This is a genomic window from Sporosarcina obsidiansis (genome assembly GCF_009651005.1).
Taxonomy (GTDB): domain Bacteria; phylum Bacillota; class Bacilli; order Bacillales_A; family Planococcaceae; genus Sporosarcina; species Sporosarcina obsidiansis.
Map to the genome: position 1 here is coordinate 13,966 of NZ_WHVW01000001.1, position 23,478 is coordinate 37,443.

Annotated in this window: 20 protein-coding genes, 1 tRNA gene and 1 pseudogene; 16 read left to right on the plus strand and 6 right to left on the minus strand. The window is 42.9% G+C overall.

Annotation, left to right across the window (positions count from 1 at the left end; all coding sequences use genetic code 11):
* The first annotated feature begins 2 nt into the window (after positions 1 to 2).
* From GD002_RS00060 to GD002_RS00070, 3 genes are all read left to right on the plus strand, one after another.
* Positions 3 to 2,093, plus strand: a complete 2,091-nt coding sequence (locus GD002_RS00060) for a beta-propeller domain-containing protein (RefSeq protein ID WP_153730285.1) — start codon at positions 3 to 5, stop codon at positions 2,091 to 2,093.
* A 149-nt stretch (positions 2,094 to 2,242) separates the two neighbouring features.
* Positions 2,243 to 2,995 (plus strand): threonine/serine exporter family protein, encoded by a 753-nt coding sequence (locus GD002_RS00065; protein WP_153730286.1) that lies wholly within the window; start codon positions 2,243 to 2,245, stop codon positions 2,993 to 2,995.
* 16 nt (positions 2,996 to 3,011) lie between these two features.
* Entirely contained in the window at positions 3,012 to 3,464 is a 453-nt protein-coding gene (locus GD002_RS00070; protein ID WP_153730287.1) for a threonine/serine exporter family protein, read from the plus strand.
* A 32-nt stretch (positions 3,465 to 3,496) separates the two neighbouring features.
* On the opposite strand, the gene GD002_RS00075 is transcribed toward GD002_RS00070, so the two are convergent.
* Entirely contained in the window at positions 3,497 to 5,149 is a 1,653-nt protein-coding gene (locus GD002_RS00075) for a sensor domain-containing protein (RefSeq protein WP_153730288.1), read from the minus strand.
* Positions 5,150 to 5,281: 132 nt separating this feature from the next.
* Here GD002_RS00075 and GD002_RS00080 point away from each other — a divergent pair, with 132 nt between their 5' ends.
* The 3 genes from GD002_RS00080 to GD002_RS00090 all read left to right on the plus strand — a co-directional run bounded on the left by GD002_RS00080 (position 5,282) and on the right by GD002_RS00090 (position 9,807).
* Entirely contained in the window at positions 5,282 to 6,202 is a 921-nt protein-coding gene (locus GD002_RS00080; RefSeq protein WP_153730289.1) for a DMT family transporter, read from the plus strand.
* 78 nt (positions 6,203 to 6,280) lie between these two features.
* Positions 6,281 to 7,999, plus strand: a complete 1,719-nt coding sequence (locus GD002_RS00085; RefSeq protein WP_153730290.1) for an ABC transporter ATP-binding protein — start codon at positions 6,281 to 6,283, stop codon at positions 7,997 to 7,999.
* Positions 7,999 to 9,807, plus strand: coding sequence for an ABC transporter ATP-binding protein (locus tag GD002_RS00090; protein WP_408020060.1), 1,809 nt, complete (start codon positions 7,999 to 8,001; stop codon positions 9,805 to 9,807). The genes GD002_RS00085 and GD002_RS00090 overlap by 1 nt, the downstream gene beginning before the upstream one ends.
* Before the next feature lie 54 nt (positions 9,808 to 9,861).
* On the opposite strand, the gene GD002_RS00095 is transcribed toward GD002_RS00090, so the two are convergent.
* Positions 9,862 to 10,320, minus strand: coding sequence for a YusW family protein (locus GD002_RS00095; protein WP_153730292.1), 459 nt, complete (start codon positions 10,318 to 10,320; stop codon positions 9,862 to 9,864).
* Between the two features lie 109 nt (positions 10,321 to 10,429).
* Positions 10,430 to 11,446 carry a DUF2804 domain-containing protein gene (locus GD002_RS00100; protein ID WP_153730293.1) on the minus strand — a complete coding sequence of 339 codons (1,017 nt, stop codon included), beginning with the start codon at positions 11,444 to 11,446 and terminating at the stop codon, positions 10,430 to 10,432.
* Positions 11,447 to 11,519: 73 nt separating this feature from the next.
* On the opposite strand from GD002_RS00100, the gene GD002_RS00105 reads away from it, so the two are divergent.
* From GD002_RS00105 to GD002_RS00130, 6 genes and pseudogenes are all read left to right on the plus strand, one after another.
* Positions 11,520 to 11,592, plus strand: a tRNA-Ala gene (locus GD002_RS00105).
* A gap of 535 nt (positions 11,593 to 12,127) precedes the next feature.
* The gene (locus GD002_RS00110) at positions 12,128 to 12,952 is read left to right on the plus strand and encodes a transporter substrate-binding domain-containing protein (protein WP_153730294.1); all 825 of its coding nucleotides are present in this window, start codon (positions 12,128 to 12,130) and stop codon (positions 12,950 to 12,952) included.
* A gap of 1 nt (position 12,953) precedes the next feature.
* Entirely contained in the window at positions 12,954 to 13,619 is a 666-nt protein-coding gene (locus GD002_RS00115; RefSeq protein WP_153730295.1) for an amino acid ABC transporter permease, read from the plus strand.
* Between the two features lie 27 nt (positions 13,620 to 13,646).
* A complete protein-coding gene (locus GD002_RS00120) occupies positions 13,647 to 14,375 on the plus strand; it encodes an amino acid ABC transporter ATP-binding protein (RefSeq protein ID WP_153730296.1) in 729 nt (242 codons plus the stop codon).
* 32 nt (positions 14,376 to 14,407) lie between these two features.
* Positions 14,408 to 14,905 (plus strand): annotated as a pseudogene (locus GD002_RS00125) (amidase domain-containing protein); the annotation flags it as partial.
* 107 nt (positions 14,906 to 15,012) lie between these two features.
* Entirely contained in the window at positions 15,013 to 15,606 is a 594-nt protein-coding gene (locus GD002_RS00130) for a nitroreductase family protein (RefSeq protein WP_153730298.1), read from the plus strand.
* Between the two features lie 113 nt (positions 15,607 to 15,719).
* Here GD002_RS00130 and GD002_RS00135 read toward each other — a convergent pair whose 3' ends face one another.
* Positions 15,720 to 17,102, minus strand: a complete 1,383-nt coding sequence (locus GD002_RS00135; protein ID WP_153730299.1) for a dipeptidase — start codon at positions 17,100 to 17,102, stop codon at positions 15,720 to 15,722.
* 245 nt (positions 17,103 to 17,347) lie between these two features.
* Between GD002_RS00135 and GD002_RS00140 the strand changes: the two genes are divergently transcribed.
* Both GD002_RS00140 and GD002_RS00145 read left to right on the plus strand, forming a co-directional pair.
* On the plus strand, positions 17,348 to 18,598 hold the full coding sequence (locus GD002_RS00140; protein WP_153730300.1) for a hemolysin family protein: 1,251 nt from the start codon (positions 17,348 to 17,350) through the stop codon (positions 18,596 to 18,598).
* A gap of 114 nt (positions 18,599 to 18,712) precedes the next feature.
* Positions 18,713 to 19,258, plus strand: coding sequence for an RNA polymerase sigma factor (locus tag GD002_RS00145; protein ID WP_153730301.1), 546 nt, complete (start codon positions 18,713 to 18,715; stop codon positions 19,256 to 19,258).
* Between the two features lie 174 nt (positions 19,259 to 19,432).
* Here GD002_RS00145 and GD002_RS00150 read toward each other — a convergent pair whose 3' ends face one another.
* Complete coding sequence (locus GD002_RS00150; RefSeq protein ID WP_153730302.1) at positions 19,433 to 19,621, minus strand: SE1832 family protein; 189 nt, start codon at positions 19,619 to 19,621, stop codon at positions 19,433 to 19,435.
* An 11-nt stretch (positions 19,622 to 19,632) separates the two neighbouring features.
* On the minus strand, positions 19,633 to 20,691 hold the full coding sequence (locus tag GD002_RS00155) for a PseG/SpsG family protein (protein WP_153730303.1): 1,059 nt from the start codon (positions 20,689 to 20,691) through the stop codon (positions 19,633 to 19,635).
* Positions 20,692 to 20,811: 120 nt separating this feature from the next.
* Between GD002_RS00155 and GD002_RS00160 the strand changes: the two genes are divergently transcribed.
* Together GD002_RS00160 and GD002_RS00165 are read left to right on the plus strand one after the other, a co-directional pair.
* The gene (locus tag GD002_RS00160) at positions 20,812 to 22,749 is read left to right on the plus strand and encodes a cation:proton antiporter (protein ID WP_153730304.1); all 1,938 of its coding nucleotides are present in this window, start codon (positions 20,812 to 20,814) and stop codon (positions 22,747 to 22,749) included.
* Between the two features lie 14 nt (positions 22,750 to 22,763).
* A complete protein-coding gene (locus GD002_RS00165; protein ID WP_153730305.1) occupies positions 22,764 to 23,324 on the plus strand; it encodes an NADPH-dependent FMN reductase in 561 nt (186 codons plus the stop codon).
* The last annotated feature ends 154 nt before the right edge of the window (positions 23,325 to 23,478 follow it).

A 23,478-nucleotide genomic window follows, 5' to 3' on the forward strand; every position in this document is an offset into this window, starting at 1 on the left:
ATATGAATAAAAGCAGATGGATATTGACACTTATAGCTTGCGGGGCAGTCAGCGTGTTGATGGTCGCTAGTTTCTTTTTCTGGCCGAAAGTGAACACCACTGTCGCCCAAACGGTGCTCGCTGGTCAGCCGCTGACACTTTATTTTACTGCACCGATCAAGCGAGGCGTGGAGGCGTCGGAATTTTATATCACCGACCACTCGCAAGAAAAAGTGCCTGCTACGCTGTCTTATGGAAATGAAAGGACTTCTTTAAAAGTGGAGGTACTGCAGCCTGGAGAATATAAATTGCACATGCCGAATAATAGTTTCAAAGGCTGGAAAAGAACTACGAACGATACGTTTTCATTCACCGTCATCGAAGCGGTAAAGCCTGTCACATCCATTAAAGAAATTGAAAAATTCTTTAAGCAGGCGGAGCGGCAGAATACGCTTTTTACGTCGCGCGGAGATGTCGTGTTGGAGTCTGCTTCGGAAGATAAAGCTAGCGCCCAAGGAAACAGCGGTCACTCCCAGACGAATCAGCAAGTAGAAGGCGTGGATGAAGCGGATCAGGTTAAAACAGATGGAGATTTCATTTATGATATCACGAACTATGAAGAGTTGATCATCACGGACATTCGAAACCCGAAGAAACTGATAAACGTCAGCACCATAGATTTTAAAGGAGCATTTTACCCGAGAGAACTGTACGTGGATGAAAATCTACTTGTTGTCATTGGTGGTAAACAGCAGGAGCAGCCATCTACTGCTGATGAAGCCAAGCGGATGATGCCAATGCAAGAGTTATCGGTGATTCAGGTGTACGATGTGACAGACCGAATGCAGCCTAAACTGCTGCGTGAAACGGGTGCCGAAGGGTATATCATCGGTACGCGGAAAATTGGACAGCATGTATATATGGTAACCAACAATCGCCCGATGTATTGGATTCAAGAAGCTTCTGAGGGTGAGGGATTATTGCCAAGAGTCTTTGATTCAACAACTGACGATTCAGTGCAACCGATGAAAATCGATCAAGTGTCTATCTTGCCAGGTACGATGGAACCTTCGTATTCCGTCATCACGGCACTCGATATTCATTCGGGTGAGAAAAACGGAGTCCAAACGAAAGCATATATTGGTAGCGGCGAACAACTCTATATGTCAAAGGATCGTGTCTATTTGACGTCCACTCTCTATGGAAAGACAGGAGCTGAAGGGAATAGTGAAGTGTTCAAGTTTGGGTTAGACGGCACGAATGTCCATTTCCTGCAAGCTGCTCAACTGAAAGGCACGATCTTGAACCAGTTCTCCATGGATGAACACGATGGATACTTCCGAGTTGTTACGACGGAAGGCAATCTGTGGGATGAAAAAAATATCGCTAAAAACCATTTATTTATTTTGGATAAGGAAATGAAGCAAGTTGGGTCAATTGAGGATCTGGCGAAAAAAGAACGAATTTACTCAGCGCGATTCATGGGGGATAAAGCGTATATGGTGACATTCCGTGAAACGGATCCGCTATTCGTAATGGATGTAGCGGATCCTAAGAATCCAAAAGTATTAGGTGAATTAAAAATTCCAGGCTTCAGCAACTATTTGCATCCGCTCGATGAAGGACATTTGATCGGCTTTGGCTACGAGACGGTGTCCAAGAAAAATCCACAGGGCGGCGAACCGATTATCCAGACACGTGGCATGAAGATTTCATTATTTGATGTGACGGACTTCGCGAATCCGAAAGAACAAGCGACGGAAGTGATTGGAGGTCAGGGTACATATTCTCCAGTTCAGCATGATCACCATGCGTTGTTTTTACATCCAGAGCAAAACTTGTACGGTTTTCCGATTACCGTTTATCAAGAAACTGAGGAAGAAGGGATATTGCGTTCTGAAAAGGCTGGAGCCATGCTCTATGAAATTTCAGCAGACAAAGGGATTATCCTAAAAGCAGACTTGACGGCAGGTTTTCCGAATGAATACATGGACTGGGAAAAAGAAGTCCAGCGCTTGTTGTATAGTGGTGACGCAGTTTATACCATTGCTGCAAATGAAGTAAAAAGCTACTCATTGGAGGATTTTATATTATTAGGGGAAGTGGAGAAGTGAGAAAAAATTTTAGGGAGCGCTCATAGAACGCATGCAACCGCTCATAAATCCCATCCGGTATATGAGCGGAAATTTTTTGCAATGTTAAAGGTTGTTTTTACCCAGTTCGTCCATTAAGATGTAGAGAACAGTAGCGTAGGGGTGAGAATATGGCGGGAACCGAGGCACAGGAGCTAGCGATTGAATGTTGTTTGCTAGCAGGCCGTCTCATGATGGAAGCAGGTGCGGAAACATATCGTGTGGAAGATACGATGGAGCGCATGGCGCAAGCACATAATCTGCGGATGACCCATAGTTTTGTTACGCCGACGGGCATCATTTTCTCGCCAGGCACGCCACATCATACGCAGCTAATTCGTATTAAGAAACGTTCAACTGACTTAGAAAAGATTGCTAGAATCAATGATGTGTCACGGAAGTTAGTGACAGGTGATTATTCGTTAGAACAAGCGTATATGCAGTTACAAACGATTGATCGAGTAAAAGTTGTTTTCCCATTTTGGCTTCAGCTATTGGCTGCGGCTTGGGCGAGCGGCTGTTTTTTATTGTTGTTCGAAGGGCATTGGCGTGATTTACCGGCAGCTATTTTAGCGGGTGGGGTTGGATATATCATCGTGGTGTTAGTGAATGAAGTGACGAAGGTACAGTTTTTTGCCGAATTTGTCGCATCACTTGGAGTGGCGACCAGTGCTTTTTTGATGGTGTATTTCGGTCAAGGAAACGAATTGGATAAAATCATTATTGGTGGTGTCATGCCGCTAGTACCAGGTCTATTGATCACCAATGCAGTTCGTGATTTGATGGCAGGTCATTTCGTGTCAGGTTTGTCAAAAGGAGCAGAAGCCTTCTTGACGGCATTTGCGATTGGCGCAGGCGTGGCCTTGATTCTGTCATTTAGATGAGCGAGGAGTGGGCGTCGTGTATGTACTGATTCAAGGACTGTTAAGTTTCTTCGCTGCATTGGGATTTGGGATCATTTTCAACGCACCGCGGAAGATGTTGTTTCATTGTGGGCTCGTTGGTGGAGCAGGCTGGCTGATCTATTTACAGTGTAATGCATGGTGGACTGACCCGGTAAAAGCTTCTTTTCTCGGAGCGTTCACCGTATCTGTTTTAGCTCATTTGTTTGCGAAGGCATTTCGGATGCCGATGATTATTTTTAGTGTAGCGGGCATTATTCCGTTAGTGCCGGGTGGGCTTGCGTATAATGCGATGCGACATGTAGTGGAGCACGACTATCTACAGGCAATTCCCATTGCGTCCCAAGCATTCATGGTATCAGGCGCCATTGCGATGGGCCTCGTATTCGCGGAAGTTATGATTCAGTTACTATTTAAATTTGTGATAAAAAATGGAGCCCTTTCGAAATGAAAGGAGCTCCTTCTGATTGAGTGGAATGAAATTTAATGGATGTCTATTTGATCGGCAGGCATCGGGATTCCGATATAGTGTCCTTGGACGGCGTCAATGCCCATTTCTTTTAGTAATTGAAATTGTTGTTCATTGCTTACGCCTTCCGCAATCGTATACAAGTTCATCGTCTTGGAAAACTGAATCATTCCTTCGACTAGTTTTTGCGTTTTTGGATTGATTAACAAGGCGTCGATAAAAATACGATCGATTTTGATACTAGTGATCGGTAAGTGCTGTAAATAGCGTAGGGATGCATAGCCGGAACCAAAGTCATCCAGTGTGAACTGCATGCCGAGATTTTGTAATTCAGACATTTGGATGATCACGGATTGTTCTTCTTCCGCCTTGAGGGCGAACTTTTCAGTGAACTCCAAGTGTACTTTGTTTGCCGGGCAGCCCGTATCGTTTAAGATGGTGATCATACGGTCTTTCCATTGTGGGTTTAATGACTCGCGTATCGATGAGTTGATAGAGATACTCATCTCAGTACCAGCTCGATGCCAGGCCGTTGCAAATGTCATCGCTTCTTCTGCCACATATGCGCCGATTTCTTCAATTAATCCGTTTTCTTCTGCAATGGGAATCAATTCATCTGGACTAATCATGCCGAGATCTTCATCTTCCCAGCGGACAAGCGCTTCATAACAATTAATGCTATCGCTCACGATATCGAATTGAGGTTGATAGGCAACGTGCAATGAATTACGGTCCAGTGCAATCAACATCTTCCGGTCGATTTCAAGACGACGGTTCAAAATCTTATGAGACTCGGCAGAAAGTGAAGCAATCCGTCCACCGCCTTGGCTGATGACATCATCTGCGGCGGTCATGGCGACTTTATATAGTTGGATGTACGTTTTCTGATCTTCTGGAAAACGCACAATACCACCACTAATAGAAAGTGTCTGCGCATTATGGTTCAAGTAGATCGGCTGCTGTTTTAAGAACTCATAAAACCCTTGAATATACCAATCACCAAAAGCAGTGAGAACGACAAAGCTGTTCGTGTCGATACGTGCGATAGGATTATCCTGAAAGTACCTTTTTAGTCGATTTGTGAATTCTTGGATCAGCTGTGTCTCGGAGTCTGGAGATTGCAGCTCTTTCATTGTGAAATAATGGTCGATCGTCAAATAAACAAATGAAAAATGATGACCAAGTTCAATCGATTCATTTACGACTTGTTCTAGTTTATGACGGCTCATGAGACCGGTTTCTACATCAATAAACGCGATTTCTCCTAATTTCTCTTGCAGATGAATGTCTTCTGTAATGTCCAGCTCCAAGAAGAAAGCGGATTGTAGTTCTCCGTCATGAGAAAGAGTAGGGACGGCTAGCAAGTTTACGAAAAATGGTTCGCCTCCGCGAGTCATTTTTTCTACTTTACCAGACCATGCTTTGCCGGATAATAAACGATCCCAAATGGAGTTGGCGACCTGTTGATTTTCACTGCGTTCTGAGAACATTTGCCAAATAGATTTTCCAATAATACGTTTAGGTGTCCATCCACTCACAGTTAAGTAATTTTGATTGGCATAGGTGATTAGTCCCTCTCCATCTGTATGGATGACTAATTGATATTTATCAAGACTATTTACTAATGAGTTGTGTTCTTTAGTTTCAGGAAAGCTAGTGATATTCATTGGAGAATGCTCCTTTCAGATTCTACTATATTACTATTATAGTGGAAATTTCTTTTGTGTCTATGTAATTTGTATGAATTTTATACTATAAAGTAAGAATGTCTATTAATATTTGTTAGGGGTGATGTATGTATGTTACGAATGAAAGGAATCGTGATGATTGTAGTAGGCTCCATGTTATGGGGGGCAACAGGTCCTATGATGGAGTGGATCTTACATCACAGTGAAATGTCCGTCTCCATGTTGTTAATTTTGCGCTTACTGTTTGCTGGAGCCGTTATACTATTATTGCTGAAGGCAAAAGGAGTACGAGTGGGGCGCCCGATGAGACAAAAGCTCTGGTTACGTAAAATGGTCTTATTCGGGGTCTTCGGAATGCTGGGTGTGCAGTTTGGCTTTGTCCAGACGATTGCACATAGTGACGCGATCGTGGCTACGCTCTTCCAATTTGTTGCACCTGTCTACATCATCATTTTGTTGTCCATTAAACAGAGGTCCTTTCCTCCTGGCACCCAAATGATTGGTATGATCGTGGCGCTAATTGGTTTGTATTTTTTATTGACGAATGGCTCATTTTCCAGCATTTCTCTGAATACGGAGGCGATCGTCTGGGGAGTGGTGGTTGGATTTGCGTTTGCATTCTATACATTATATCCAGTTGTCCTCATGGCAGAATGGGGCGTGTTGTTGGTTGTTGGGTGGGGCATGTTCATTGGCGGGCTAGCTCTATTTATCGCCAATCTTCCTAGTTTTTTTGTGAACCTTTCCGTATTGGCGAATGCTCCAGCGATGGGAATGCTACTATTGGTCATCATTATGGGGACTCTAGCTTTTATCATGTTCCTTCAAAGTATGACGTTTATTTCTCCTGTGGAGACAAGTGTGCTTTCATGTTTTGAACCCCTTACCGCAATGGTGATTTCCGTTGTCTGGCTTGGTCAGACGATGGGGATTTGGCAAATAAGCGGCGCTTTGATCATGCTGTTTGGTGTTGTCTGGTTGTCGGTGGGAGGAAGCAAAGTACGATCGGATGCTTCTCCGCCTGAGCTGTAAGCAGTCTTCATCTGTACACTCCTTATGGTGATATGACATAATAAACACAACATAGATGGGGATTTAGAGGTGGAATAGATGAAGACTGTTTTTCGGTACGCGATACGCTATAAATGGTCGATGACTATCGCCATTTTTTTAATGTTGCTAGAACTAGCGGTAGAGCTAATCCAGCCCTTGCTGATCGGTAAGATTATTGACGATGGGATTATGAAGGAAGACCTCGGCATCGTCGGAGTGTGGGGAACCGTCATGATGGGGCTGGCATTGGTGGCACTCTTTTCAGGTGTCGTTAATTCCTATTTTGCCTCACACGTGGCCCAAAGTTTTGGCTATGATTTGAGGCAGGCGTTATTTGTGCGGGTACAAGCCCTTTCGCTCGCTGCCTTTTTGCGTTTTCCTACATCTAGTCTTATCACACGTTTAACGAGTGATGTCACACTTGTGCAAAACGCGTTATTTATGTCATTGCGAATTATGGCAAGGGCTCCTCTCATGGTGCTTGGTAGTCTGATCATGGCGTTCGTGGTCAATTCGAAATTAGCCATTTTCCTATTGGCCGGAGCCCCATTTTTAGCGGTTTTTTTGGTCATCATGGCTCGCAAAGGAGTTCTGCTATTCGGTCGAGTCCAAAGGCGGCTCGACTCGGTCAATCAGTTGGTTCAAGAGAACTTACAGGCTGTGCGTCTCATCAAAGCTTACTTGCGCGGCGCCTATGAAACGAGCCGTTTTTCACAAGCTGCAGGAGCGTTGAAGAAAGACAGTGTTCATGCGATGCGTTTGATGGAGCTCATTTTGCCGGTATTACTATTCATTATGAATGTTAGTTTCATGGCGGTTCTTTGGTTTGGTGCGGATGAAGTGAGGAACTCGGGTATGCCTGTAGGAGATGTCGTAGCAATCGTCAACTATGCGATGCGGATGACGAGTGCTTTTTCCATGTTCTCCTTTTTGATCGTGATCTTTTCACGTGCTAAAGCTTCTTCCGAAAGAATGGAAGAATTGCTACGAACAGATGATGAGTTGGAGCCGTTAAATTCTTTGGGAAACCGTTGTCATGGAGCAGCAGCTGTGCGTTTCGAACATATTTCGTTTCGATATCCAGGTACAAATGAAAACGTATTGAAGAACGTCTCATTTGAAGTGAAACCAGGAGAAAAAATTGTCATTATGGGCGCCACGGGTTCCGGAAAGTCCACGATGCTACAGCTAATTCCACAGATGTTCCATGCAACAGAAGGAACCTTATCGATAAATGGTAAGAACGTGGAAGATTGGCCGCTTGATTCATTACGTAAGATGATTGGCTATGTACCACAGCAGTCTATGTTGTTCACAGGAACGGTGTATGAAAATCTTTCATGGGGCAAGCAAGATGCTAGCCAAGATGATGTGGAGGAAGCAGCGATAAAGGCGCAAATTCATCAATCCGTGATGCGATTTACCGATGGCTATCAAACGCGTGTAGGACAAAAAGGTGTCAATTTGTCTGGAGGTCAGAAACAGCGTTTATCGATTGCCCGTGCATTGATTCGAAAACCTTCCATTTTGATTATGGATGATAGTACGAGTGCGTTGGATGTCAAAACGGAAGCTGCACTATGGATGGCGCTTGAGGAAGAAGATACGACCATGTTCATCGTGACGCAAAAGATCCAAACTGCTCTAATTGCGGATTCAGTCTTATTGTTATCGGAAGGGGAAATAGTCGGTCATGGCACACATGAAGAGCTATTGAAGACCTCTTCGTTCTACCGAAAAATTGCAGAGTCGCAACAGACGGAAGGGGTGGAATGATGTCTAAACCATTTGGTTATGAACCGATTATCCAAAAAGAGGATTTGAGCAAATCAAATCGCAAAAAAGTGCAGAAGGCGAGTAATTGGAAATCCGTTCTCTTTCGCACTTGGCGCCTGATTGATCATCAGCGCGCGCTGCTCGTTGTGGTATTGGTACTCGTGCTGGTCAGTTCTGCCCTTGCATTAGTCGGACCCCTGATGATCGGTAATATCATCGATCACTATGTTATACCGAAAAAAGTAGAAGGGCTAGGCATGCAGATCGGTTGGCTGCTCGTCGTCTATGCAGGTTTTTCGATTGCGACCTATTTGCAGAACTATTGGATGGTGGGGATTGCCCAGCAAACGGTTTATCGTTTGCGGACCCAGTTATTCGGACATTTACAAAAGTTACCCATCCGCTTTTTTGATAAGCGTCAACATGGGGAACTGATGAGTCGTGTGACGAATGATATTGAAAATGTCAGCCAGACGTTAAATTCTTCATTCATTCAAGTATTTTCGAGTGTGCTAACATTGGTAGGTACTTTGTCTATTATGTTGTATTTAAGTCCGTTATTGACATTGCTGACAATGATGATCGTGCCGTTAATGTTTCTAGCGATGCGCTGGATTACGAGACGAACAGGTATCTTATTTAAAGAACAACAGCGTGCAATTGGTGAACTAAACGGTATGATTGAAGAAACCATTTCAGGTCAACGAGTCGTCAAAGCGTTTTCTCAAGAACAGAATGTAGTGAAGGAATTTGCAGAAAAAAGTGAACGCTTGCGAACAGCAGGTTTTTGGGCACAAACGTATTCCGGATTTATCCCGAAAGTGATGAACACGCTAAATAATATGTCGTTCGCTATTGTCGCGGGAGTAGGTGGTTTGCTTGCGGTGAAAGGGTACGGGGGGGTGACCGTAGGAACGATCGTCATTTTTAGTGAATATGCAAGACAATTTACAAGGCCTCTCAATGATTTGGCCAATCAATTCAACACAGTGTTATCCGCCATAGCAGGGGCTGAACGAGTATTTACGATTATGGATGAGCCAGCAGAGAAAGACGAGGGTCTTAAGCAGGCGAAAACACAGACGCTGAAAGGCGATGTCGAATTCTGTAATGTGACGTTCGGTTATGAGAAGGAAGAAACCGTCCGTGGCATCAGTTTTCATGTTAAACCTGGTGAAACAGCCGCTTTCGTAGGGGCGACAGGGGCCGGCAAGACGACCATTATGCAGTTGCTGTCTCGATTTTATGAAGTGGACAGTGGGCAGATCTTGTTGGATGGCATACCGATTGATCAGCTTCCACGTCAAACTGTGCGTAGTCAAATGGCATTTGTTTTACAAGATCCGTTTTTATTTGAAGCAACCGTGCGAGAAAACATTCGCTATGGGAAGTTGGATGCCACTGATGAGGAGGTGGAAGCGGCTGCCAAGAAAGCGAATGCCGACACGTTTATAAGGAAATTGTCCGATGGCTATGACACGGTGTTAACCGCAGGCGGAGAAGAGATTTCCCAAGGTCAAAAGCAATTGCTGTCCATAGCACGAGCGTTGGTGGCTGATCCGACACTCCTTCTTCTGGATGAAGCGACAAGTAGTATCGATACTGTCACGGAATTGGCGATCCAAGAGGCGTTGGAACGCTTAATGGAAGGACGTACGAGCTTTGTCATCGCGCACAGGTTGAACACGATCCGGAAAGCAAATAAAATTTACGTGCTAGCAGACGGAGAAATAGTGGAGGCGGGAAGTCACGCAGACTTACTGGAACGCCGAGGATTATTTTACGACATGCTGAAAAACATAGAGTAGAGTGAATACCAAAAGCCTTCAAATCCGTTATAGAGCGGATTGAAGGCTTTTTTATCATTTCTTTTCATCAATTGTAAGTGTCTTGTCGTCTGTATACTTGACTTCTAGCTCAAATTCATCATAATCATCTAGTCCGTACCATTTCAGAATTTTGTCGATGGCTTCCTCTTTCGACGTATCACTATCGAGCAAAATTTCCATGAACATTTTGTGCAAGTCGTCCATTGCTTCATTGCCTTCCAAGTTCACATTTTGAAATTCATTAACATATTCTGTATCGGAAGGTTTGACATCTTCATAATCTGCTTCAATTTTCTTTCCATCTTTCTTGATACTTAAATCAAAGTCCGTGAAACCATAACCATTCCCTGTGTTAATGGAACTGCCTTTATCTTCATCCTCGTAACCTAGTGCGGGTTCATCATTATTTGGTGGTTTTTCTTTTGAAGAACAGCCGCTGAGAACTAAAATAGAAGAAAACCCTACTACAGATACTAAACGTAACAATGACATGAGAGACACCCTTTCTCAGTGTATAGTACTTATATTATGACCTGAAAGGAGTTATTCTAAACCACTATTTCATAGGTTGAAGAGAAGAGAGTCCAAGACAATGGAGTGATCATCTGTCTGTCCTTTCTAGAATAGAACCAAGCATTTGGCGGATGGGCAGTACTTGATCATTTGGTAGACGAATCTTCCCATGAAAGTATCCGATCACTTGATTCACAGACATTTTGCGAATGAAATAATGGTCGAGTGTTTGTCGTTGAAAAAAAGGTTTAAATGTTAAGTTGATGTCATGCGAAAACTTCGTACGAATACGCCAAGGATTCATGAGATTTTCGGTGTCGCGGCCAAATAATACGTCTTCATGGATCTTGTACATCGTTCCTTCCACAAACACCGCATTCTCTGTTAATCCTGTGCCGTCTGTCCAGCTTCCACCTAGATTCAAGCCAACCCTTTTTCCCCCAGTCCGTTGGGAAGCCATTGCCCAATTCCAATCCGCCATTTTGTTCCAAACGCCACGACCATAATCATGGACTGCGAAGCTATAATATGGATTAAAATCATACCGTCTTTCACCGATTTTCACAAATCCACCGGTTGGTAAAATCGTATGCTTTGATGTGAAATGAAACGTGTCCCTGCTTTTTGGGATCACCACATTTAATGACTCATCTTTATCAGGGTGGATAATATGCAGGTCTGCATGTAACGGTTCATTGTCAAAGTCTGCGATGGTAACGGACAGATGGGTTTCACCTTGCATATGAACGAATTGAACAGTGAGTTCGTCATGAATAAATTTAATGCTATCCAAAGGTTCTTCGGGCATTTTAATACGTCTGCCAAAAGGGAGAGTCAGATGCTTCTCATAAAAACGCTGAGTTTCATAATCTAGTATGTAAATTAGACAAATGGCTTTATGGTCTAGGTGGACGATTGTTGTGGAAAACAACAAATCTTCTCCATAGATGCACCAATAATTCCACCGTTTCTTTTTCATAAACTGCCCTTTTAAGTTACTGATCACTAGAGGACTACGGGCAAATCCTATTGACTCCGGATTAAGAAGACCCTTCGAATCGCATAATGGCACGGATTCAGTCAGTTCTCTTTCTGCATGCTGCATCTGGACATACCACCTTTCTTGCCTATTGTCTTTTCACTGAACACTTGCTATACTCTTATTGTATCAGAAACAAGGGGCATTAGCTCAGCTGGGAGAGCGTCGCGCTGGCAGTGCGAAGGTCAGGGGTTCGAGCCCCCTATGCTCCATACATAGAAACGAAGAGTAGGCGGTAGTTCTTGACGGTTTAGTTCAAGAACTACCTTTTTTTATATTGTGAATAAATTATACTATAAACATATAGGCATCCTATTGTAAGCAATAAAAACTATTTTATAATACCGGTTGTATATTTATTCACTATAACGTATATTAAGTATAACAGGCAATAAGTTTAGCGACGACTAGAATCTTGAATAAGTACTTTATGCAGAAAACTAGTAATCAACTAAATTGCATAGAATATTCAAATAGCAGTAGACAGTCGTCTATAGGTAACATATAATTGTTTTAATTTAGAAGATTTTAACTTAATTCAGCAGCGACTATACTCCTTTTACGTGGGAAATAAATCTATGGTCTCTCTTTATTCAGATGGCATTCAAACACTTGCTGATTTAAGTTAAGCCTCCAGCGGAAGTCACAGATTTTAGGGGGAGCTTTTCGAACAAGCTCGAAAAAATCTGGACGCAATTTCGCCGAGCCGTAATTGATTTAATAATCTAGGGAAAGAAGGGGAAATGAATGAAAAAGACAGTTACAGCACTATTACTCATTCTCGCGCTACTGATTGCAGGTTGTAGTAATAATGACGGTGGGGGATCGGGTACTACGGAGAAGTCCACTTTGAAAAACATCCAAGATAAAAAGAAGTTGGTTGTCGGGATTGCACCAGGTTATTTCCCTTTTGAAATGAAAAGCACGGAAGGCGGTTATGTAGGGTATGACATCGACTTAGCAAATTCGATCGGTGAATGGCTAAAAGTAGATGTGGAATTCAAGCAATTCGTTTTCGATGGCTTGACTCCAGCACTTCAAACAGGTGAAGTCGATATGGTCATCGCAGGGATGACGATCCGGGGAGATCGGGCATTGGCGGTAAGTATGTCAAATCCTTATTACAAAACAGGGCAGGCTATCATGGTGCCTGCTGCAAGTAAGGACATCAAGTCTTGGGAAGAGTTGGATGTGAAAGGTAAGAAAATTGCGGTTGGTGTAGGAACAACGGGTGCGTTGCTTGCGAAATCTCAATTCAAAAATGCTGAAGTTGTGGACTTTGAAGACTTCCCTCTTGCAGCTACAGCAATGGGTTCAGGACAAGCAGATGCGGTTATTTATGATGAGCCGGCAATTGCAGTATGGCGTTTGGAGAATGAAGGGAAAGTGCATCAAATGGAAGGCTTGCTTTCTGCTGAAAATCTAGGAATTGCTGTAAAGAAAAATGATTTTGAAACATTACAATGGCTTAATTCATTCTTGCATAGCTATATTGATAGTCCAGCAGAATTAGAATCTAGAAATCGTTGGTTTGAAGAAAGTGACTGGCTGACGAAGGTAACGGAAGAGTAATATGGGAAGCTATGAATATGACTTCAGTGTCATCTCGCAAAATATGGATATCTTTATTGAAGGGACACTAAAGACGCTTGAAATTTCAGCGATTGCGTTACTTCTTGCTATTCCGATCGGGATTATCTTCGGAATGGGCAGAATCTCGAGAAATAAATTTATCCGTATTATCTCTTCAGCCTATGTAGAAGTCATGCGCGGTGTGCCGTTGCTCGTTTTATTGATTTGGATTTTCTTTGTATTGGGTCAATTCTTGAAATTGGGTTCCTATTGGGGAGCTATCATCGGTCTAGCGATCTTTACAGGAGCGTTCATTGCGGAAATCGTTCGTTCAGGAATTCAAGGAGTGCCAAGAGGTCAAATGGAAGCGGCTCGTTCTTCGGGGATGAGTTATTGGCAGGCTATGCGGCTCATCATTTTACCACAAGCATTCCGTCGAGTTCTTCCGCCACTTGCTTCACAATTTATCATGCTTATTAAAGATTCTTCACTAATTTCTGTAATCGGTGCGACGGAATTAACATTGGCTGCGAAGAACTTGGTTTCGACTACATTCCGGTCAATCGAAGTTTGGACTTTCGTAGGCTTCATCTATTTTGCTATGACGTTTACGCTGTCCATGATTATCAGAGCGATTGAACAACGACTGTTGTCGAGAGAAAATTGAAGAATCTTGTGTGAAGGAGTGCCTTAAATGATTGCTGTAAAAAATGTCAATAAAACATTCGGTATGAATCAAGTGCTTACTGACGTCACGCTGGAAGTGACAAAATCCAATGTAGTGGCGATCATCGGTCCGAGTGGGGCTGGAAAGTCTACGCTAATTCGGACAATTAATGCGTTAGAACCAATCGATAATGGGGAAATCATTGTAGATGGTATTTCCATCCATGATAAAAAAGTAGATATTAATAAAGCGCGTTCAGAAATCGGATTTGTGTTCCAAAGTTTTAATCTTTATCCGTTCTTGACGGCATTGCAAAATGTTACGTTAGCTCCGATCAATGTTAAGGGACTGAGTAAAAGCGAGGCGGAAGAGAGAGGGAAAGAACTGCTAACTTCTTTAGGCTTAGGTGACAAGTTTGATGCGTATCCGAATAGATTGTCTGGGGGACAGCAACAGCGGGTAGCGATTGCGAGGGCGTTAGCCATGGAGCCTCAGGTGATGTTGTTTGATGAACCGACATCTGCGTTAGATCCTGAAATGGTCACAGAAGTATTAGATGCGATTCGAAAGTTAGCAGAAGAAGGTATGACGATGATCGTCGTGACCCATGAAATGGGTTTTGCCAAGGAAATCTGTGATGAAATTATTTTCATGGCAGATGGGAAAGTGGTGGAGCAAGCCTCACCAGCCAAGTTTTTTTCGAATCCCGATACCGAACGTGCCAAAAACTTTTTATCCAAAGTACTAAATCATTAATGCGTAACCCCTCCTTGTCATATAGTTTGACAAGGAGGGATTTTTTGTACGATCGAGAAGCGGCGGTCAGATATGCGGACAAGTGGTGGGATAGCAGAAATCCTGCGTTTCCAATATTTGAAGATGATTGCACAAATTTTATTTCACAATGTTTATTGGCAGGCGGAGCCCCAATGCACGGCTATCCCAATCGTGAAAAAGGGTGGTGGATGCGCAATGGAACCTGGAGTTTTAGTTTTACTGTGGCCCATTCATTGCGCTGGTATTTAGCAACTTCTAAAAAAGGATTGACGGCTACACAAGTGGGTTCGGCAGAGGAACTCCAAATTGGTGACGTCATTTCTTATGATTTACAAGGTGATGGACGATTTGACCATTCTACTATCGTGACAGCGAAAGACGGTACAATGCCGCTTGTCAATGCACATACGTATAATGCCTATCATCGGACGTGGGACTACAAAGATTCGTATGCCTACTCGCCGAATGCGACCTATATTTTCTTTAAAATAAATGATTATTTTTCTTGAGAATAAGGCAACGGAAGGAAGTGTTTTTGCTTAGCCTCTAGTAACAACCTATCTAGTTAGGGTATACTTGGGACTAGATACTTTACAGGCAAAGGAGAAGGTTGAGTGTGAATGAACAAGCATTATCGGTAAGAGAGGCCATTATCACACGGCGCTCAATTAAAAACTTTAACGGACAACCGATCGAACCTGAAATTATACCGGAAATTATCGAAGATGCCATATGGGCACCGAACCATGGAAACCGGAATCCTTGGCGTTTGATTGTAGCGGCAGACGAGCAATATGAGCAACTTCTAGATGTATTAAAGGAATTTGGCGTAGCGAACTGGAAACAGCTTTCAGATGAAGATTTAGAGAAGCAAATGAAAAAGTTCACGTCTGCCAGCGCAGCTGTTTTCGTGATCGTACCTGAGGATGCTCGTCAAAAAGAGCGACTCGAAGATTATGCGGCTGCCAGCATACTGATCCAAAACATTCAATTGTTGGCGTGGGATAAAGGCGTCGGAACTTGCTGGAAAACACCAGGCTTTTTGGATAATCCGAAATTCCGCGACCGCTTAGGCGTGAAACCTGGAGAACGCATTATCAGCATGCTACAGTTCGGCCATTTTGATGGTGCGCCAAAAGCAGCGCCTCGTAAACCGGTGGATGAAATTATTACGTATTTTGGCGATAGCGAAGAAGATTCAGCAGAATAATAAAATAACAGGCTGTTCTCTTCATTTGTAGAGAACAGCCTGTTATTTTATGTTCAAGATGTCAGTAAGCGCTCATAGCTCCCGGATAAGTGCTCATAGAATCAGCCGAAGATTTATAGCTTCAACTTTTCTAATTCTTCATAATAGCTACCGATCACGCGCAAACCTTTATCGAAGTTTTCTAGATGGAAGTGCTCGTTCGGTGCATGGAAGTTTTCAGTGTCTAAACCAAAACCCATTAAGACGACAGGCAGATTAAGAATTTCATCGAACGCTGCCACGATTGGAATGGAACCTCCTCCTCGAGTGTACACCGTTGGAACACCATAGACTTGTTCGTACGATCTACCAGCAGCTTGAATCACGGCATGATCATAAGGCGTCAAATAAGGCTTTCCTTTATCGAACTCGGTAACTGTTACAGTGCAACCGACGGGCTCGTGCTTGGCAATATGCGATCGTAGCTTGTTGATGATTTCATCAGGGTCTTGATCCGGTACTAATCGGCACGTGATTTTCGCACTAGCTTCCGCTGGCAGTACCGTTTTGATTCCTTCTCCTGAAAAACCACCGTAGACTCCGTTAATTTCTAACGTCGGACGAGCCCATGTGCGTTCAGTGTAAGAATAGCCGGGTTCTCCCGTGAGTTCCTTTACACCAACCTCCTGTTTTATAGCTTCCTTGTCGAAGTCCAGTGCTGCCCAAGCAGAACGTTCCTCTTCTGTTAGATCTCGTACTTGATCATAAAAACCATCAATTGCAATCGTACCTTCTCGGTCTCGGAATGAAGCCAAAATTTCCACTAAGGCATGAATCGGATTTTGTACCCCTCCGCCATACAAACCGGAATGCAGGTCTCCTTTTGGACCTTTCACATCAATTTGTACACCAGCTAATCCGCGCAATCCATAACAAATGGCAGGCTGTCCTGGTCCAAACATTCCCGTGTCAGAAATGACGATTAAGTCAGCTGCCAGTTTTTCTTGATTGTCCAGGATATATGCCTCTAGACTAGGACTGCCAATTTCTTCTTCGCCTTCAATGATGAGCTTGACGTTGACAGGAAGCTTTCCGTCAAGTTTCATCAGTGCTTCTATCGCTTTAATATGCATGAACACTTGCCCTTTGTCATCACTTGCTCCGCGTGCATACAATTTATTATCGCGAATATCCGGTTCGAACGGTGGCGTTTTCCATAAATGAAGAGGATCGACGGGTTGCACATCGTAGTGACCGTAGATTAGGATAGTTGGCTGATTTTCGGCATGAAGCCAGTCTGCATAAACGACAGGTTGACCCGCTGTTTTTTCAATCGATACATTCTCTAGGCCGGTGTCTGTAAAAGCGTCTGCTAGCCATTTCGCTGCCTTTTGCATGTCAGCCTGATGTTCTGTTAAGGCGCTAATACTGGGAATCTTTAAAAATGCTTTCAGCTCTTCTAAGTGGCGGTCGCGATTTTTTGTAAAATACTGATCTAATGACTGGAATGTACGCATCTGAAGCCCTCTTTTCTATACACTTTTTTCTTTCACACAGTATAGCAGATATTCTTGATTCGTAAGGTTTAAACGCTTACAAAGAAGGGAAACGATGTGTAAAAGTGAGCATGATAAGTATGTTTAACGTTAACGTCTAAGTTTAGGTTTATGCTATACTGTTGGAATAGGAAGTTGTTAAATTACGGGAATATCTTTATTTTGCTAATGAAAAAGAAACTGAAGAAACGCTGGGGGAGACGCAATTGTTTATTGCACTGGGACTTTGTTTGTTTGTGTCCTTTTTTTTATCGGGAAGTGAAACAGCCCTGACTGCTGTGAATCGTATGAAGATTCAGTTGCGTGCAGATCAAGGAGATAAAAAATCGATTAAGTTACAACAGTTAATTTCAAAGCCGGATCGGATGATTACGGCCATTTTAATCGGAAATAATGTAGCGAATATTTTAATGCCGACCATCGTGACGATGATTGCGATTGATAAAGGTTTAAGTGTTGGGATAATGACGGGTATATTGACGGTTGTTCTTATTATATTTGGTGAAGTATTGCCTAAAACAATAGCAGCCACTTTTGCGGATCGGATCGCTTATGTGGTCGCACCACCTATTACGGTGATCGTCAAATTATTGATTCCATTGACTGCGATATTGGCTTTATTTACGAACTTCTTTGTACGATTAATTTCAAAAGGAGCCGTGACGGAAGCTACGCTGACAAAGGAAGATGTGCGTTCTATGGTGGATATTGCATCTACTGAAGGTACATTTGGTCAAGATGAGTCGATTCGTTTAAAAGGTGTCTTGGATTTTCGCGATAAAGATGTAATGGATGTCATGGAAACACACCGTACAGATATCATTTCTTTATCAATGGACTCTACGTACGAAGATGTGCGAGATGTTGTCTTGCAGTATTTTTATACTCGCTATCCTGTGTATGAAGAAAGTATAGATCGGGTCGTCGGTATTTTTTATTCGAAAATGCTAATCGAATGGTCGATGTATCCTGATCGGAAGTTTTCAGATATGATAGATCGCCAGCCTTTATTTGTCGTGCAGACGGCGAGCGTGGAATTAGTCTTTAAACGAATGCTTACACAGAAGAAACACATGGCGATTGTATTAGATGAGTATGGCGGCACGCTTGGAATTGTTACGCAAGAAGATATTATTGAAGAGATGATTGGTCAAGATATAGAAGATGAAACGGATGTAGAAGAAGAGTCAATGGTTTTTGAGAAAGATGAAAATTGTCTTGTGTGTCAGGGCCGCTTAGAGATTGATGATGTGATAGAGCTTCTAGATGTGGAGCTTCCAACCGACCATGATACGATTGGTGGGTTCGTGTTCCAGGAAATAGGACATATTCCTGAAGTAGGGGAATGGTTTACTTATAACTCATTATTATTTGAAATTGAAGAGATGGATAGAACGCGTATCCTGCGTTTGCGGATCACTAAACAACAAGAACAAGAAGAAGTCATCGAAGCGTAATCTTTGTCAAGCAATCTTACAGAAATGTAAGGTTGCTGAAAGAGAAAGCGATAGTATGTAATGAATGTGTCTGCCATAATTAGGGTACCAGTTAACAAACGGAGGGTACTTATTATGAATTCTGACTTGAACGCACTATATGAAGAATATGGTCGATACTTATATCATTTATGTCTTAAATTAACTCGCAATAAAGAAGAAGCAGAAGATCTCATGCAAGACGTTTGGGTGAAAGTCGTTCGATATAGTGGTGAAATGAATGAAGTCAATCGTATGAAAGCTTGGTTGACGACGATCTGTATGAATACGTTTCGTGATCGCTATCGAAAAAATGTACGTCACAGCCAATACGTGATGAATCAACCTGATACATTAGACGTTCCGATTTTAGATTTGGTTCCCAGTGATGCAAAAACTCCTGTGGAACTGATTGAACAAAATGATATTCAAATGTTGGTTCAACAGAAAATCGGTGAATTGGATGGCATCTATCGTAAGACCATCGAGTATTTTTATGTGAATCAATACTCATTGGTTGAGATTGCTGGGTTGATGAAAGTATCGATCGGTACGGTAAAGTCACGCTTATTCCGCGCGAAAAAGTACTTGAAGGAACTGCTCGTTCAAGACCAAGCAGCACAAGAATATGTCATGGTGTAAAGCTCATATTGTGTGAGCTTTTTTGTTTGGCGTAGCGAGCGGAAGTGAGGATGGACCGAGCGGAAGTCACGTAGAACCGATCTAAATCCCACTACCACCGAGCAACAGACTAATCTCAACTACACAATACTAAAAACGACCTTACATCGCTAAAGATGTGAGGTCGTTCGTTGTTTATTCTGTTGTTGTAGCCAACTGCTTATTCAAATCAGCTAGGCGATCTTCCATGCCTGCCAGACGTCGTTCGGCATTTTCGATCATCTTGCTGTTACCTGTCGATTCTAGTTTTTCGATATCGCCTTGCAAACCGATGTAGTCCATTTTCAGCTGAGCGATTTCCTGTTCAAGTTGCTGTTTATTCATTGGGAAAACTCCTATCTGCGATTTTCCCTTAGTGTAACATATCCAGCCCTTGTCCGTTTCGGAAACTCTAGTAAATAGCGGATTGCTTCCACGATTTTCGCTTCACCATCGCCTACATTCAACAAGAGTTGTCGCTTCACTGCGCGTTCTCTCCTCGCTTCGTGCAATAAAGGCTCCATAATGGCATTCAGCAAATTGGATTGTGTCACTTTACGTCCAAGTCCCAGATGAATAAAGCCATGACTTTCCTTAGGGAAGCCTAGGTTTGATTCGAACTCGTTTTGGGCAAGTACAATACAAGGAATACCGATTGTGGCGACTTCATAAGGCGTGTAGGACGCGTCGCATAAAATCATATCCGCTTGTGTATAAATTTCTGCATGATTATCAGTCGCACGTTTCACAACCGTATTTTTTCGGCTAAGTGCCATCATTTGTATTTCTCCTACGTCGTGAGTATAATTTGAGCCAATTAACACCGTAACACGTAAAGGAATCTGTAATTGTTTAACATGTCTCAATGCACGATATGTCAAATTTCCCGGGTCTTCGTCTCCGAATGTAATAACGAGATGTGGTGAGGAGAAAGAAGGTTTTCTCTTTAGCCCTGCCCTACGATACGGTTGGAGTGAAGTGTCCGCTATAAACGTTTCGTGACCAACGATGTAATGGTCAGGAAGCGGTTCATGTGTTTCCGCATATAATGTTTGGACGACTAAATCGGCCAGTTGACCCCCTTCGCCGAAATCATCAAAGTGCAGTAGGCTAGGGACTACTTCCTGGAGCTTGGACACTTCCTCTTTATGGCTGGTACCACCATCACGGAGTAATAAATCTGGCTGGAGATTGGTCAACAGTTGGATGAGGGAGGACGGTCCTTCCACTGGATAGCAAGCAAAATCACCTTTTGGAGCGGGTGTTTCTGTATCGTGCAGAAAGATGATTTCTGCTTCGTTTTTCAAAGTATTCGCCAGTGTGGCTGCACGTCGGAGAGGATAACTTCCTTTTCCATCCGTTACGGAAAGATACATCGCAATTTTTTTTTGGACTTGTTCTTCGATTGGAACCACCCTTTCTAAATCTGCTACGTTCCTCTTAGCCTATGAAAACGCAGTAGAGTTTATTACAATGGGAAGATACTGAGCAAATACAGAGAAAGATGTTTGAATGGGAAGGAGGGGAATCCTGGTATGTTTGATTCATTGTTGATGGATTTAATGTTAGTCGTATTGATAGGTGTAGGGTCACAGTGGGTGGCATGGCGTACAAGAATGCCAGCAATTGTGGTCATGGCGATTGCCGGATTGTTGGTAGGACCGATACTGGGGTGGATTAATCCCCAACAATCGATGGGAGAACTATTTGGTCCGATTATTACGTTTGCAGTAGCTATCATTTTATTCGAAGGAAGTTTAAATCTTGATTTTAAAGAGATCAAAGGGTTTGGCCGTCCTGTTGCACGAATAGTTACAATTGGTGCTTTTATCGCATGGATTGCCGGTTCTTTGGCAGCACATTATATTGCGGGTCTTTCTTGGGAAGTGGCTTTCATTATCGGGGGGTTATTTATCGTAACAGGTCCTACCGTCATTTTACCTTTATTGCGACAGGCACGATTAAAACCTCGCCCCGCAGCCATTCTGAAATGGGAAGGGATTGTGGTAGACCCATTCGGTGCGCTGCTAGCAGTCTTCGCATTTGAAGTCATCAAGTTTATTAATGATGAAGTCACAGCGAAAGCGATGATGCTTTTTGTTGGGGCTTCCCTGTTTTCGGTCTTACTTGGATGGGGAACGAGTCGGATCTTAGGAGCTGCGTTTGAAAAAGGGACGATCCCGGAATATTTGAAAGCGCCGATTTTATTTGGATTGGTCTTGTTTGTCTTCGTACTATCTGATGAAATTATGCATGAAACGGGATTGCTCGCAGTAACGGCGATGGGGATGACGATGGCGAATATGTCACTCACTACATTGAATGATATCCGAAATTTCAAAGAAAATATTTCCGTCTTACTCATTTCTGGAATTTTTGTCATGTTGACAGCATCTCTGGAACCTCACATATTAATTGAAATCTTGAATCCGAAAATTGTTTTATATGTACTGGCCATGCTGTTTGTAGTCCGTCCACTGTCCATTTGGTTAGCAACCATTGGAACGGATCTGACAATTCGAGAGCGCGCGCTGATCGGTTGGATTGCACCTCGTGGGATCGTCGCCTTAACGGTCTCCGGCTATTTTGCGACGATCTTACTAGACAATGGCTATAAAGATGCAGAACTGCTCACAGCACTGACATTTGCACTCGTATTTTCTACCGTGGTGATGCATGGCTTTTCCATTGGCTGGCTAGCTAAGAAATTGAACTTGACTACGCCGGAAGAGTTTGGTGTCGTACTCATTGGTAGCTCTCGTTTTGTGGCGGAACTTGCAAAAACGATTCAAGAGGCAGACCATCAAGTACTGATCATGGATAACTCATGGGGAGGACTATCGAATGCTCGAAAATTAGAGATCCCTACTTATATGGGAGATATTTTATCTGAGCATACAGGCTACCATTTGGAAATGACGCCATACCGATATATTTTGGCGATGACCAAAATGGACGCATATAATTCCCATGTGTGTGCAGATTTTACGCCCGATCTTGGCCGTGATATGTTATTTCAAACGACTACGCACAAACGTAATGGAGACCAGCAATTCAACTTGGCAACTGGCCAGTTTTTGTTTTCACCGAATTTATCAATTGATGAATTGGAAGAGCGAATGAATGCGGGATATGTTTTCCGTAAAACATTGCTGACGAAACAATACAGTTATACTCAATATCTGCGTGAGCGGGATGATCAATCAATTTTACTGTATATTATCCGAGCAAATGGAGAGATGGAATTTTATACAGCAGAGAAAGAACTGCAAGCACAAACCGGTGATACCATTGTCACGCTGTCTACTCCAACCAAAACGATCGAACGGACGATTGATCGCCTGGAAGGAAAAAACGGCAAGACGTTAATCAAAAAGGAACTAGTGGAAACTAAATTTATCGAAGACTCACCGAATGAAAAACCAGAATTACCGGGGGAAGCCCCACCGAAAATAAATAGGATTACGGACTAAAAGGAGGAGCCATGTTGAAAGTGTTGTTTGTGGATGGAACGATCATTGGCAGGAAAACGGGGAACGTGTTAGACACGGTGCAACGGTATATTCAAGAAACGGGAGCCCAGATTGAAGTAGAACGGATTGATTTTTCAGACTTTGAGCATCAATTTGTTGATGGACGTCCGTTGCATGCATACAACGAAGATATGCAGAAATTGGTCAAGATGTTTGAGTCGGCAGATGGTTACGTCATTGCAACGCCCATTTTCCAAGGATCGATTCCAGGCGTTTTGAAGAATGCATTTGATTTACTACATCCCCATGTTATGCGTTATAAACCGGTATCGATTGTGGCGAACGGTGGAACCTATCAGCATTACTTAGTCGTAGAAAATCAGCTGAAACCGATCTTGGATTATTTTCGCTGTCTCGTCACACCGAACTATGTCTATACGCACACTACTCATTTTAATGAACAAAACCAAATTGTTGATGAAGACGTCCACGGTCGCCTCCGTGAACTGGCACGTGTATTTGTGAAATACGCTGAGATGAGCAGGGATTTGCCGAAAAAGGCATTGGATGAATAATAAAACACGCCATGCAGCAATTGAGCTGTATGGCGTATTTTCATTTTGTTGGAAAAAGGTTTGGCAGTTAATTTACAAGGGTACTAAACGTATACACGTGACAATTGGATACTAGTAAATTTCACCCGTACATAGGAAGCCTTCCTGAATAACC